At 73.1% G+C, this 14,245-nt stretch carries 8 protein-coding genes; 2 read left to right on the top strand and 6 right to left on the bottom strand.

Annotation, left to right across the window (positions count from 1 at the left end):
• The first annotated feature begins 89 nt into the window (after nucleotides 1–89).
• Together R3E88_14540 and R3E88_14535 are read left to right on the top strand one after the other, a co-directional pair.
• Nucleotides 90–1,967, top strand: coding sequence for a hypothetical protein (locus tag R3E88_14540; GenBank protein MEZ4217699.1), 1,878 nt, complete (start codon nucleotides 90–92; stop codon nucleotides 1,965–1,967).
• Nucleotides 1,964–3,652 carry a hypothetical protein gene (locus tag R3E88_14535; GenBank protein ID MEZ4217698.1) on the top strand — a complete coding sequence of 563 codons (1,689 nt, stop codon included), beginning with the start codon at nucleotides 1,964–1,966 and terminating at the stop codon, nucleotides 3,650–3,652. Before R3E88_14540 ends, R3E88_14535 begins: the two co-directional genes overlap by 4 nt.
• On the opposite strand, the gene R3E88_14530 is transcribed toward R3E88_14535, so the two are convergent.
• From R3E88_14530 to R3E88_14505, 6 genes are read right to left on the bottom strand one after another with little or no spacing between them, the layout of a single operon-like run.
• Entirely contained in the window at nucleotides 3,649–5,772 is a 2,124-nt protein-coding gene (locus R3E88_14530) for a hypothetical protein (protein MEZ4217697.1), read from the bottom strand. The two genes, R3E88_14535 and R3E88_14530, sit on opposite strands and share 4 nt — an antisense overlap.
• A complete protein-coding gene (locus R3E88_14525) occupies nucleotides 5,769–6,353 on the bottom strand; it encodes a YnbE family lipoprotein (GenBank protein ID MEZ4217696.1) in 585 nt (194 codons plus the stop codon). Before R3E88_14525 ends, R3E88_14530 begins: the two co-directional genes overlap by 4 nt.
• The gene (locus R3E88_14520) at nucleotides 6,353–8,224 is read right to left on the bottom strand and encodes a hypothetical protein (protein MEZ4217695.1); all 1,872 of its coding nucleotides are present in this window, start codon (nucleotides 8,222–8,224) and stop codon (nucleotides 6,353–6,355) included. The genes R3E88_14525 and R3E88_14520 overlap by 1 nt, the downstream gene beginning before the upstream one ends.
• Nucleotides 8,221–10,044 (bottom strand): hypothetical protein, encoded by a 1,824-nt coding sequence (locus R3E88_14515; GenBank protein MEZ4217694.1) that lies wholly within the window; start codon nucleotides 10,042–10,044, stop codon nucleotides 8,221–8,223. Before R3E88_14515 ends, R3E88_14520 begins: the two co-directional genes overlap by 4 nt.
• A gap of 4 nt (nucleotides 10,045–10,048) precedes the next feature.
• A complete protein-coding gene (locus R3E88_14510) occupies nucleotides 10,049–12,382 on the bottom strand; it encodes a hypothetical protein (GenBank protein MEZ4217693.1) in 2,334 nt (777 codons plus the stop codon).
• Between the two features lie 4 nt (nucleotides 12,383–12,386).
• Complete coding sequence (locus R3E88_14505; protein ID MEZ4217692.1) at nucleotides 12,387–14,234, bottom strand: hypothetical protein; 1,848 nt, start codon at nucleotides 14,232–14,234, stop codon at nucleotides 12,387–12,389.
• Nucleotides 14,235–14,245 lie beyond the last annotated feature (11 nt).

Raw genomic sequence — 14,245 nt, 5'->3', positions numbered from 1 at the left:
CGCGGCGCGCGCCGCCTAGCGACACGGCGTCCCCTCGGCGCGGCGGCGGCTGGTAGACTCGCCGCGGCACCGGGCCGAGGAGGGTCTCCATGCTCCGTCGTCGCGCGGGGCTCGCGCTGGCCGCGAGCCTCGTCGTCTCGAGCCTCGTCGCGTCGAGCCCCGCCCGCGCCCAGGAGATCGTGCTCGACCGCTTCGTCGCGCTCGGCGACGTCGTCGCGTTCGAGTCGCGCAGCGAGCCCGGCGCCTACTACTACGCGCCGACGCGCGCGCGCCTCGCGCGCGGCAGCGAGGGACGGCCGCGCTTCTCCTTCCTCCGCTACGTCGAGCGCGCCGACGCGGGCGTCGACGAGGGAACGGGCGGCGGCATCGTGCACGCCGTCGTCGAGCTCGGCCTCACGGACGGCGAGGTCGCGAAGGCCGAGTCGGCGCTGCGCGCGGCGGTGCCGGGCGCGAGGCTCGCGGGCCCCGTGATCTTCCGGTCGGGCCGCTTCGGTCTCGTCAGCTCGTTCGCGCAGGAGGACGGCGAGCTCACGCGCCGCGTCGTCGGCCTCGGCACGGCGCCCGTGCTCGACGGCGGCAAGGCCGCCGTCTCGATGCAGCTCACGAAGCTCGGCGCGAAGGTGCTCTGGGAGTCCTTCCACTCCGCGACGCCCGACGTCTCGTTCCAGTTCGAGATGGAGGTCGCGGGCTACCGCGCGCCGAAGCAGGTGCGGATCGAGGCCGACTTCGAGCGCGTCTACGAGCACCGGCGCGTGAACGAGGCGGTCGCGACGCCCGTGCTGCAGGCGGAGATCGACGAGGCGTTCGACGACCTCTACGCCGAGGGCGCGATCCGCGTCGAGATCGTCGGCGACGACGCGGAGCTGTCGGCGATGCGCGAGCAGGCCTTCGCGATGCTTCGCGACCTCGTGTTCCAGCCGGCGAGCCCGACGCCGACGGCGGGTGCGGAAGGCGAGCGCAGGAGCGCGCTCGACCGCGCGACCGAGCTGCTCGAGCGCCGCCGCGAGGAGGCGCGCGACGCGAACGCGCTCGCCGCGCAGCGGCGCGAGGAGCTCGCGGCGAGCGGCTACGAGTACGACGCGCTCGCCGAGGCGTTCCCGCTCGTGTTCGCGGCCCCCGCACCCGCGACCGGGGTCGACCCGGTCACGCAGGAGGCGCTCCCCGAGCTCGCCGCCGTCGCGCTCTGGGAGCGCAAGCGCAGCCGCCAGCGCGGCACCTACCGCGTCGACCTCGACAAGTACACGGCCGACACGCAGGCGTTGCGCTTCGACGAGAACGTCGGCGACCTGACGCGCCATCTCGACGACGCCGAGGTCTTCCGCTCCGTGAACCTCGACGACCCGATGTTCCGCCAGCGCACGATCGTCGCCTCGCTCCAGGGCGTGAACGCGGCGGCGTTCGAGGACGAGATCGCGTACGTGACGGTGCAGTTCCGCAAGCGGCACGAGTCGGGCGCGCTCACGGTCGAGGACCTGACGATCGACCGCGGCGCGCTCGACCGCGCGGGCAACCGCTTCGACTTCGTCTACGGCTGGAAGGGCGACGCCGACCGCGACCGCTGGAACGACTACGAGACCCGCACGGTCTGGGGCTACCACGGCGCGCCGTCGATCGAGGCCCCGTGGACGGTGCGCCGCGAAGCGGTGATCCCGCTGCGCCCGCCGCTCCAGCGCCGCCGCGTCGCACTCGAGGTGTTCGACCACGACGCGCTCGCCGCCGCGGGAGTGCGCTCGGTCAGCGTGAAGACGACGAGCGCGATCGGCGACGCGTCGCAGGAGCGCCAGGTCACGCTGAACACGGCGCGCGGCGAGCTCTCGTCCTCGATCGAGCTGCTCGTGCCGGCCGACGCGACCACCTACGACTACGAGATCGTGTGGCGACTCAAGGGCAACCGGTCGATCACGACGGGTCCGCAGCGCGGGGACCAGGACATCCTGTATCTCGACGAGCTCCCGGAGGCGTCATGACGAGGGTCCGCCGCTCCCGAACCGTCGGCGCCCGCGCGGCCGCGATCGCGGCCGGCGCGAGCGCGATCGCCTGCGCGATCGCCGCCGGCGCGAGTGCCCAGGGCATCCAGTGCCGACGCTATGCGGAGGCCCATCCGCCGGCGTCGCGCTCGTACGAGGACGTGGTGGGCGTGAGCGGCTCGCTCGGGCCCGCCCCCGAGCTCGCCGACGACCTCGTCGCGGCCTTCGCAGCGCAGTACCACGAGTACGTGAACCAGCGCGTCGACGCGAGCAAGGAGGCCGTGCGCGGCTTCGTCGACCGGGTCGTGCGCGCGACGCCGTGGAGCGCCCTCGACCCGCGCGAGAAGACGCTCGGCATCGCGGGCTCGTACCTGTTCGGCGTCGCGACCGACGCCGTCAAGGGCGAGCTCGACGCGCGAAGGAAGGCGAAGCAGGAGAAGGAGGAGCTCGAGTTCTTCCCGGAGAAGGCGCGCGCGAAGGAGCGCCAGAAGGCGTTCGAGGACGCGCGCGCGCGCGACGAGGCGGAGCGGAGCCGCATCGGCCAGGAGCTGCTCGGGACGCGAGACGCCGGCGCCGGGCCGAGCCCGCGCGTCCTCGGCGCCGTGACGGCCGGCTACAAGACCGTCGCCGAGGTGCAGTCGGAGTGGGCGAAGGCGTGGGCCGAGATCGCGAAGAAGGACGCCGAGACCTGGGCCGACATGCTCGTCAAGAAGCTCGACGAGACGAAGAGCAACGGCGCGGCGACCTGGGAGGACCCGCGGCTGTGGCCTCCCGCGCTGGCCGAGCGCGCGAACACCGCGCACGGCGGCCTGAGCCACCGGCAGGCGGAGTGGATCTGCGACTTCCTCGCGCGCTTCGCGACGAGCAAGACGGTCGTGACGGAGGAGCAGGTCCGCTTCGTGTTCCTGCGCAAGTGGCTCAACGAGGGTGCGGTCGACGGCGTCGGCCATCTCACCATCGAGCCGTCCGAGGAAGGATGGTTCGGGCTCGGCTACGACCCGCGCTGGTTCGACCTGCGGCCGGGCGGCGTCGACCGCTTCGAGGACCGCGTCGAGCAGATGGCGTCGGCGCCGATGACCGAGGTCTCGATCGGCTTCTCGGGCCGGTCCTTCGGCGAGAACCTCGGCGACTTCCTGCGCAGCGCCGTCGAGGGGAGCTGCGGGGGCACCTGGTGTCCGGTGTGGGACGCGTGCAATGCGCGCTCGCGCGAGGCGACGATCGACGAGGAGATCCTCGGCATCCGCTTCCAGGGCGGCGCGGGGCTCGCGGCGACCGCGCGCCGCGCCCTGCCCGCTTCCGGCGAGCTCGACGTCGACCCGTGGTGCGCGCGCAAGCTCTCGCTCGAGGAGGAGGCGCTGCTCGACGATCGCACGCGCGAGCACGAGATCACGACGGACGACGGGTTCGGCCGCGAGGGCACGGCCGTGCGCGTGCGCAGCGTGACGACCGAGAGCAGCGTCTTCGACCTCGAGATCCCGGTCGCGTTCTCGCTCCCGTTCACGCACCGCGGCTGGGGCGGGGACGAGCGCAAGCGCGAGGTGATCGTGTTCCTGCCGGGGCGGTCGGCGAGCTCGCAGTTCCGCTGGCTCCACTACAACGCGCCCGGCCTCGATGCGCGCATCGCCGAGAAGATCCTGCTCGGCGCGACGAGCTACCGCGTCCGCGACATCAACGCGCGCCGCTAGCTCGCGGGCGGCGCAGGCGGCTCGGGCAGCTCGTCGACGTAGAGCACGTCCTCGGTCGTCGTGCGACGGCCGGTGGTCACGGTCCTGTTGCCGCGCAGGCGCCACGAGATCTCGTAGTCGTAGCTGAGCTGGCCGGCGGGAAGCACGAGCTTCACGACGTCGGAGAGCTCGCCCTTGTCGGCGCGCAGCGTCACCTGCTCGGTGCGCTCGCCCTCGCGCGCCTCGCCCGCGCCGCCGTGGAAGACGCGCACCGTGATGGAGCGGACGGCCGCATCGGCCTCGGCGAGATAGTCGGGGCTGCCCTCGAGCCGGATCTCGCGCCGCTCGAACGGCGGGTCGAGCGGAATCACGGAGAAGGAAGCGGGCTGCCAGTCGGTCGCGATCTGGCTCCCGCCCGCGAAGCTCCACTGCGCGCGGTACTCGTAGGCGAGCCAGGCGTCGCGGTCGTCGTCGCCCTTCCAGCCGTACAGGAGCTTGTACTCGTTGCCCGTGCGGTCGAACGTGGCGCGATCGATGCGCACCTCGTCGAAGGTGGGCTCGCCGCCCTGGTGGCGCTTGCGCAGCTGCACGGCCACGGAGTTCAGGTAGCCGTCGAAGTCCGCGAGCTCGAGGCCGTTCACGGCCGCGGCGATCTCGCGCTGCTGGTAGAGCGGGTCGTCGAGGTTGACGCGCCGGAAGACGGCCGGGTCGTCGAGGTACTGCCGCAGGTCGCCGATGTTCTCGGCGAACGGCAACACCACCTTCGACGCCGTGTACTTGCGAAGGTCGAGACGATAGGTGCCGGTGTGGCGCTTCTTCTTGAGCTCGTACTTCGTCGTCAGGCAGACGTCGAGCGCGAGCGCGAGGTCGACCGTCGAGTCGCCGGTGGCGGCGTTCGGGCCGGGATGGCCCGAGCAGCCGGTTCCCTGACGCGGCGCGGGCGCCGGCGCGGCGGCCGGCGTCGGCGCGGCCTGCGCGGGCGCGCCGCCCGCGGCGGCCGGCGCGTTCGGGCTCGCGTTCGCGGGGCCCGCCGCCGCGGCGGTCTGCGACGCGGACGCACCTCCCGCCTGCGCGCCCGCCGCCTGCACGGCCGCCGCCGCGAGCGCGGCGTCGCCGCCGGCGCGCGAGCGCAGCCCGCCACCGCCGAGGCCGCCGAGGCCCTGCTCGTCGGGGCGCGCGATCTTCCGGGCCGGCTCGAAGATCACGTCGCGCAGCGTCGCGAACGCCTCGTCGACGATCTCGCGCAGCTGCTCGTCCTCGCCCACGAACTCGATCTCGATCGCGCCGTCCTGCAACAGCTCCTCGAAGACCTGGTCGATCTCCGACTGGATCGCGCCGCCGACGTGCGCGCTCGCGCCGACGCTGATGTCGATCGGGATGGGCGCGCCCATCGCCGCCGCGATCTCGTCGACCGGCACGTTCACGCCCACGTCCGCGCTCGCGTTCGCCCCGAACTTCTCGTCGAAGCTCTCGTGCGTGTAGACCTCGTCGAAGTTCGCGCGCAGGATCGCCTGCTTCGGCGAGCGGAAGCCCTCCATCTCCATCTTGAACAGGAACGAGATGTCGGGCGTCGGGGTGTGGAACGACTCCCAGAGGATCTGTGCGCCGAGCCGCGTGAGCAGGATCGACACCGCGGCCTTCCCGCCGTCGAGGATGGGCGCGTCGCCGACGCCGACGAGGCTGCGCGTGAGCTCGCCGTCCTCGCCCTGGAACGAGGTGATGAGCGCGAACTCGCCGCGCTCGTAGAGGATGGGGCCCTCGATCGTCGCGCCCGGCCGGAGCGAGCCGAGCTGTGCGCGCGCGGCCTCGAGCTCGTCGTCCGTGATACCGAGCACGACGACCGCGTGCACGAGCCCGCCGCCCTCGCCCTCGCGCACGTCGGCCTGGCCCGCGCCCGAGCGCACGTTCTGCACCCAGCGCAGGAACGAGAACTGCGGCGCGCCCGACGCGTGCGTCGCGAGGCGCGCCTTCGTCGGGGCGTAGTAGTAGCGGCCCGGGTTCTCGCGGCTCGGGAAGAGCACGAGGTCGCCGATGCGCAGCGGTGCGTCGAGCAGCACGTCCGCCGCGCGCGCCGGCGCGCTCGCGGCCAAAGCCGCGGCGAGCGCGAGCAGCGCGGAGATCCACCTCGTCGTTCGCGTCATCGGCTCCCTCCGTCGTGCGGACCGCCCGCCGCGCCGGGCGAAGGCGGCAGCGTCACCCACGCGCCGTCCGCCCCGCGCACGCGCTCGCCGGGCCGCGCGGCCGCGACGCGACGCGCGCCGGCCACGGCCGCGACGTCGGCGAGCGGAAGTCCGTGCTCCGCCGCGAGCTCGGCGTACTCCGCGCGGCGCTCCGCGTTCACGCGCGCGACCTGGCCGCGCAGCTGCGCGTCGTCCTCGGCCCCGTCCGGCAGCGCGACGTAGCCGTCGACGCCCTCGCCCGCCTGGCCGGTCTGCCGCGCGGCCGCGACCGCGCGCAGCGCGAGCGCGCGCGGCGGCGGCGGCGCGCCGTCGAGCGAACGGCGCGTGAGCGCGGCGGCGCGCTCCTCGTCCATCAACGCGTCGACCTCGCGGTCGAGCTTGATGCGCACCTCCTGCTCGACGCGGATGTGCAGCTCGAGCACGATCGGCTTGTCGGTCGCGACCTGGACCCTCGGCGCGCACGCCGCGAGGCCCGCGACGAGCGCGCAGGCGGCCAGCGCGCGCGCGGCGCGCGCGCGCGATGCGAGGGCGCGCGGGCGCATCACGAGCCCGCCGCCGCGGCCGCGCCCTCGGCCGGCAGCTCGTCCACGAAGATCACGCCCGTCTCGTCGCGCCCGCTCGCGGTGAGCGGCGGCGCGCCGCGACGGATCCACGTCACCTCCCAGTCGTAGGCGAAGACGCCGTGCGGCAGCGTCAGCTCGACGCTCGTGCCGTCGACGGCGTCGAGGTCGTGCACGGCGACCTCCTCGGAGCGGCGCCCCTCGAAGAAGTCGTACGACACGACCACCGACACCGCGCGCACGCCCTGCGCGCGCAGCCGCTCGGCATCGCCGATCAGCTCGACGGTGCTGCGCCGGTACGGCGCGTAGAGGTCGATCATGTTGGTCGTCGCCGTCTGCCAGTCGGTGCGGTGGAGGCCACCGCCCTTGAAGCTCCACCGCGTGCGGTAGTCGTAGGCGAGCCACGCTTCGCGGTCGTCGTCGCCGTTCCAGCCGTAGATCATGCGGAGGTCGCGGTTCGCGGCGGTGAACGTGTCGCGGTCGAGGACGACCTCGCGCACGGTCTGCGCGCCGTTCTGGTGTCGCTTGCGCAGCGTGACCGAGACGCTGTTGATGTAGCGGTCGAACTCCGGGAGGATCGCGCCGTCGACGCCGACGTGGATCTCGCGCTGTTGATAGGCGGCGTCGGCGAGGTTCACGGTGCGGAAGGTGCGCGGGTCGTCGCCGAAGCGCCGGTAGAGGTCGCCGACGTTCGCGGCCATGGTCACGAAGCGCTTCACGGGCGCCTGGTGGTTCATGTCGATCCGCGTCGTCCCGCTCATGCGCGTCTCGCGACGCTCGTAGCGCGCCGTGATGCTCCACAGGCTCGTCGCCTTCGCGACGCCGCCCGGGTGCTCGCGGAAGTCCTCGATGCCGCCGAGCAGCGAGTCGAGGATGCCGCCGCCGCCCGGCGCCTCCTCCGCCGACTCGTCGGCGGGAATGCGCTCGGGCTCGACGCGGCGGAAGAGCATGCCGAGCAGCCGCTCGTGGACCTTGTCGAGCAGGGCCTCCATGTTCGCGTCGGCACCGCGCGTCTCGATGCGGATCGCGTCGCTCTTGCGCAGCTCCTCGAAGCCCTGCTCGATCGCGCCGGACGCGACGCCGTAGTAGACGCCGAGCTCCGCGCCGAACGCCTCGCTCGACTCGACGCGATCCCAGTCGACGGTGACGGTCGCGGCGTAGGCGTCGGACAGCCCCTCGAGCTCCATCTCGAAGACGATCGACACGTCCGGCGTCGCCATCCGGAAGCTCTCGAGCAGCAGCGTCGCGCGATCGGCATCGACGTCGAAGGAGAACGCGACCTCGTTGCCCTCGAAGACGGGCGCGTTGCCGGTCGCGAGCACGCGCGTGTCCTGCTCGCCCTTCTCGCGCAGTGTCGACGACACGAGCGCATAGCGTCCCGACGCGAAGATCACCGGGCCGCGCAGCACGGGAGCGGGGCGGTCCGCGGGACTCGCGGGACTCGCGCCCGCCGCGGCCGCGGCCGCCGCCGCGCGCTCCGCGCGCCGGGCGAGCTCGCGCTCGGCACGCCGGATCGCCGCCTCGGGCGTGTCGTACGTGGCGCGCAGCGTCACGACGCCGCCGCCGCCCGCGCGCGTGATGCCCTGGCCGGTGTCGTCGCCGCCCGGCGCGTTGACGACGTACCGCAGGAACGCGAACGCGGGCCGTCCCGCGTCGTCGGTCGCGAGCCGCGCCGTCAGCGGCACGTAGTACCACTGCGTCGCGTCGTCGGCCGACGGGAAGCACCAGAGATCGCCCGCGCGCACGCCCTGGTCGAGGAGCACGCGCTGCGCGCTCGCCGCGCCCGCGGTGGCGAGCAGCGCGGCGAGCGCGCACGCGCTCGCCGCGAGTCGTCGCGCGGCGCCGCGACTCACGGCGTCGCCCCGCCCGCGGCGGCCGGCAGCTCGTCGACGAAGATCATCCCCGTCCCGTCGCGCCCGTGCGTCTCGAGGCGCTCGCCCGTGCCGCGGATCCACGTGACCGTGTAGTCGTACTCGCGCTGGTCGAGCGGCAGCGTCAGCTCGACGGTCGGCGTCTCGCCGGGCTGGTCGGGGCGCAGGCGGAGCCGCTCGCGGCGGCGCCCGTCGAAGAAGTCGTGCTCGACGTTCACGACGACGGCGCGCACGCCCTGCTCGGCGAGCGCCTTCGCGTCGCCGAGCACGCGCACCACCTTGCGGCGGTACGGGGCGTACAGGTCGATCATGTTCGAGTCGGTCGCCGTCCAGCCCGTCTCGTACACACCGCCTCCCTTGAAGCTCCAGCGCGTCTGGAACTCGTAGCGGAGCCAGGCGTCGCGGTCGGCGTCGCCGTTCCAGCCGTAGAGCATCCGGAAGTCGTTCGCCTCGCGCTCGAACGTCGTGCGGTCGACGACGATCTCCTGCACCGTCGTCGCGCCGTTCTCGTGCCGCTTGCGGAGCGTCGTCGTGACGCTGTTGATGTAGGCGTCGAACTCGGGGAGGATCGCGCCGTCGATGCCGACGTGGACCTCGCGCTGCTCGAAGGCGGGGTCGGCGAGGTTCACCGTGCGGAACATCGACGCGTCGCCGCCGTGGCGCTTCCACAGGTCGCCCACGCCGAACGCGATCGTCGTGACGCGCTTCTGCGGCGTGCGGCTCGCGAGCGAGATCGTCGTCACGCCCGAGCGCCGGATCTCCTTCGCGCGGTAGCCCGCGCTGATGCCGACGAGCGGGAGCATCGGCGCGCCGAACTCGTCCTTGTCCTCGCCGAACTCGGCCAGCCGGTCGGTGAGCGAGCCCATGCCGCCCGGCTGCGCGTCCTCGGCCTCGACCGGCTCGAACAGCAGCTCGACGAGCGTCGTGACCGCCTTGTCGAGCAGCTCGGACATGTTCGCGTCCTCGCCGCGCGTGCGGACCTCGATCGCCTGGCTTCGGTGCAGCTCGTCGAGGATGCCGCCGGCGTTTCCGCCGAGCCCGGGCAGGAGGTAGCCCGCGCCGCCGCCGCTGCCGAGCGTGAGCGAGCCGACGATGTAGCCGAGCGGGACGTCGGCGCGCGTGCCCCACGCGCTGTGCTTCTTCACCTCGTCCCACTTCACGACGACGTCGGCGTCGAAGGCGTCCGTCAGGCCCTCGAGCGTCATCTCGAAGACGAGCGCGATGTCCGGGTTCGCCATCTCGAGCGAGCGCTGCAGGAGCGTCGCGCGCTCCGCGGGCAGCTCGAACGCGAGCGCGATCTGGCTGCCCTCCATGACGGGCGCGTTGCCGCTCGCGAGCAGGACGTCCTCGGGCTTCCCGCCGTCGAGCACGATCGAGGACACGAGGCTGTAGCGCCCCTCGGTGAACACGACGGGGCCGCGCAGCTCGGCCGCCTCTCCGGCCTTGCGCCGGAGCGCGCGCTCCGCCCTCGCCACGACGTCGCGCGGCGTGTCGTAGGTGACGAGGAAGTGGAGGATCCCGCCGCCCTCGGCCTGCGTGATGCCCTGCGTCCCCGCGTCCGCCGACGGCGCGTTCTTCACGTAGCGGAGGAACGAGAAGCGCGGCCTCCCGCTCTCGTCGGTGGCGAGCCGCGCCTGCGCGGGGACCCAGTACCAGGCGTTCTCGTCGAGCGCCGAGGGGAAGAGCCAGAGCCCTTCGGCGCGCATCGGATGATCGATGCGGATCTGCTGCGCGCGCGCCGGGGACGGCGCGAGCACGGCCCACACCGCGAGGCACAGGAGCGCCGTCGATCGCCGCCGCATCCGCTCAGTCCGCCTGCGAGAAGAGTTCCTGGAACCGGTCGAGCACCTGCTCGCTGCCGAGCTGGCCGAGCTGCTTGGCGAGCGACTTCGCCTGCTCGCGCAGGCTGCCCGCGACGAGCAGCTCCTCCGGGATCGTCGCGTAGACGTAGCGGTCGCCGACGCGCGTCTGCCACGGCAGCGCCATCCGCCCCTCCGTCTTGTGGTGCACGATCAGCCGGTACGCGAACCCGCGCGTGCCGCGATCCACGTAGATGTGGTCGGACACGAGCCAGTTGCCGCCGCGCGGCGAGAGGGCGAGCACCTTGTACTCCTCCTTCCCGAACAGCGGGTAGTGCATCTCGACCGTCACGCGCGCGATGTCGTTGGCCTGCATCTGGTCGAGGTCGCCCTCGACCTCGACCGCCCAGCGCTCGATCGGCGGCGAGAGCGTCACGCCCTCCCAGCTCCCCTTCCGCCAGCGCGGCGTCCGCGGCCAGAGGTTGCCGCCGCGGATGCTCCACTGCGTCTCGTACTCGTAGAGCTCCGTGTCGACGTCGCCCTCGCGCGCGTAGCTCATCGCGGCCTGCACGCCGCGCGTCTTCAGGTACTCCTGGTCGATCGTGAGGCTGCGCTCGAAGTTCGTCGAACGCGGGCGCACCTTCCGCACGTTCACGGTCACGTAGTTGACCATGTCCTCGAAGATCTCCTTCGCGTCGAGATCGAGGATGAAGCGGATGTCGCGGTGCTCGAAGAACGGGTCGTTCAGGTTCACGGCCATCACGCAGTCGCGGTTGTCCTTCGCCGCGTCGTACCAGCTCGCGACGTTGCCCACGACCTGGAAGCGCTGCTTCACCGCGAGGCCCGCGTCGAGCCGCACGATCTGCTTCTTGGCGGCGTAGGCCGACTCGAGCTTCTCGCGGTCGATGTCGAAGGTGCGGCGGCCGCTGCCCTCGAAGGCGGTGTCGGGATCCTCGGCGTCCTCGACCGATGCTTCCTCGACGTCGCCCGCGCCGTCGTCGGGCTTCATGATGTTGTCGGTGAAGAACTGCAGCATGGCCTGCATGATCTGCTGCGTCTGCGCGTCGTCGGGGCGGTAGCCCTCGAAGTTGAACTGCACGACGCCGCGCTCGATCATCGTGTTGAAGGCCGCCTGCTCCGAACGGACGCGGTTGCTCTCCTTCGTCGAGAGCAGCTGGAGATCCTGGTCGATCAGGTCCGTCTTCCGCGACTTCCGGAAGTACGCGTCGAGGACCTCCTCGTTCTCCTGCAGCTTGTCCCAGTGGAAGATGATCTCGCCCTTCGCCGCCGGGAGCTGCACGACGTACTCGAAGTCGAGCTCGACCGAGAGGTCGGCGATCGAGCGCGACTTCTCGAGCGTCGCCATGAAGAGCTGCGCGCCGTTCTTGTCGAGGTTCGCCGCCACCGCGACCTTGCCGCCCGGCATCGTCGGCGCGTGCCCCGACTTCACGACCGAGCGCGTCATGCCCTCGTCCGAGAGCGTCGCCGACACGAGCCGGAACGAGCCCTGCGCGTCGCCCTCGCCCACCTCGGCCGCGGCGACGAGCTCGCCCGGCTTGCCGTCGACCTTGCAGTTCGCCTTCACGAGGCTGCGGAGCTCGGCCTCCTGATCGGGCGTGAGGCTCCACTCCATCAGGAAGTGCAGCAGGCCGCCCTGCACGCCCCCCGCATCCGCGCGCTCCTCGGTCGTGTACTTGACGAACAGGAACTCGGGCGTGCGCTGGCTCGCGCTCTGACCCGGCTTCGCCGGACGCTCCGACAGCCGCAGGCTGTTGCCCGGCGGCAGGTAGTAGAAGCGGTTCGAGCGCGCGGGCTCCTCGAAGTCGGGCAGGTTCGTCGTGAGGTCCTGCAGCGCGGAGGTCGCGCTCGGCTTCGCCGCGTCGGTCTCGGCGCGGTGACGCCGCTGGAGCTCGCCGGCGCACAGACCGTAGGCGCGGCTGCCGAGGACGGCCGGGTGCAGGAGCGACGGCGTCCCGAACGAGGGCGAGAGCGCGACGCCGCGCTGGCCGCGCACCTGGTCGCGCACGCACGACGCGAGGAAGTCCTTCCCCTTCTGCGTCGGCTCGCCGCGCGCGTCGATGAGCGAGCTCGCCTGCTTCGCCGGCGCGAGCGCGTGCTGCTGCAGCGTGCGCAACGACTTGCCCGCGCCCATCAGCGGCGAGAGCAGCGGCCGGCGCGTCCCGACCGAGCTCACGAACTCGCCGTAGAGCACGACGTCGGTGCCGTCCTTCATCTTGACCGAGCAGCGGTTGTTGCCGTCGAGCAGGACGGCGTCCGCGGCCGGTGCCGCGAGCAGGGCGCCCGTCGCCACGAGGGCGCGGGCGATCCTCAGCGAATCCATCGGCTCACCTCACTTCGCGCGCGGCGCCGCCTTCGGCGCCGGGCTCGGGTGGAACGGGTGGAACGAGGTAGAGATACTCCGAATCGAGTCCGCGCGCCTCGGTGCGCGCGACGCCCGACCTTCCGTGCCACGTGACGCGCCAGCCGACGGCGGCCCCGCGGTCGTGGAAGATCGAGACCACCTTCGAGGCCTCGGCGTCCGAGGCGCGCAGCGTGGCCTTGCGCTGGAGCTTCGGCCGGCCGCCGAGCGGCACCGCGAACTCGACCACGCCCGTCGCGACGCCGCGCTCCGCGAAGAGCGCGCGATCGGCGTCGATCTCGACGGTCCGCCGCTCGAGCGGCGGCGCGAGCGCGACCGCGGGCGCATCGGCGCGGATCCACGCGTCGGGCTCGGCCGGCTCCGCGATCGCGTCGCGGCCCCGCACGCTCCAGCTCACGCGGTACTCGTAGCTCCGCCAGTCGTCCTCGCCCTCGCCGAGCCGGGGATAGTCGACGCTCTGCAGCGTCCGCCCCGCCTTCACGTCGTCGTGCGTGAAGACGAGCGAGCGCGCGAACTCCGGCCGCCCGGCCGCGCGCTTGCGGAAGCTCACGGAGACGAAGTTGAGCGTGTCCTGGAAGGCGTCGAGGAAGGCGCCGTCGATCTGGAAGTGGACGGTGCGCGTCTCGAACACCGGGTCGGCGAGGTTCACGACGCGGAAGTAGCGCGGGTCGGAGCCGAGCTCGGCGTAGAGCCCGCCGAGGTTGCCGGCCGTCTCGAACGGCACGCGGATCGTCGCGGCGCGCGTCAGGTCGAGCTCGAACGCGCTGCGCTGCACGTCGCTGCGCCGCTTGAGCTCGTAGCGCACGTCGGTCACGTAGGGCTGGTCGTTCAGCTGCAGCGCCGCGTCGAGCCAGCCCGGCTCGCGCCGCCCCGCACCCCCGCTCTCGCCCGCCGCCGCCTCGCGCTCGGGCGCGCGCGCCCAGCCGGCCGTCGCATCGAAGAGCTGCTCGGCGAGCCGCGTCGCGACGAGGTCGACGATGCGGTCCATCGCCGCCGCGTCGACGCCCGCCGACGACGAGCGGTCGAGCACCTCGATCGCGATGCCGCCGTCGCGCACGAGCGCGTCGGTCTGCGTGCGCAGCTCCGCCTTCGAGTAGCCGAGCTGCGCGTTCGCGTGCTCGCTGAAGTGCGCGTAGACGGTGTCCATCGACGCCGACACGCGCGCTCGATAGGCGGGGATCGCCGCCTCGTAGTAGGCGGTGATCGCGACCGAGACGTCCGAGGTCGGCGACGCGAACGTCTCCCACAGGAGCGTCGCGCCCTCGGGCGTGAGCCGCGCGGCGACGACGGCCTTCGCGCCCGGCGCGAGCGGCGCGTGCCCCGACGTGACGAGCGCGCGCGTGAGCCCGCCGTCGCCCGCGCTCGAGAGCGTCCCCGACACGACGCGGAACGCACCGACGCCCGCGGCGCCGTCGTCGACCGCCTCGAGCAGCGGCACCGGCCCGCGCAGCGTCGCGCCCTCGACCTCGCGCGCGAGCTCGCGCGCCACCGTCGCCTCGAGCCCGTCGGGCAGGTCGAGCTCGACGAGCGCGTGCAGGAGCCCGCCGCTCGGCGCGTCGCCCGCGCCCACGTACTTCACGCACAGGAGCTCGAGCGTCTCGCCGTCGGCGGCGCGCGCGAGGCGCGGCGCGCGCGGCAGGTAGTAGTAGGCCTTGTCGTCGTGGGCATCGCGCAGCAGCACGACGCCCTCGATGACGCGGCGGCCCTCCTCGAGCTGCACGAGCGCGCGCGCCGCGCCGGCGGTGGCGGCGACCGCGAGGCAGAGGGCACCGCGCGCGAGCGCGACGAGCGCGCGGCGCCGCACCTTCCGCACCGCTCCGCGCC

Source organism: Myxococcota bacterium (genome assembly GCA_041389495.1).
Taxonomy (GTDB): Bacteria; Myxococcota_A; UBA9160; order UBA9160; family UBA4427; genus JAWKRT01.
Note: the sequence above shows the minus strand (reverse complement) of the source record. Positions and strands in the feature narration are given on the sequence as shown.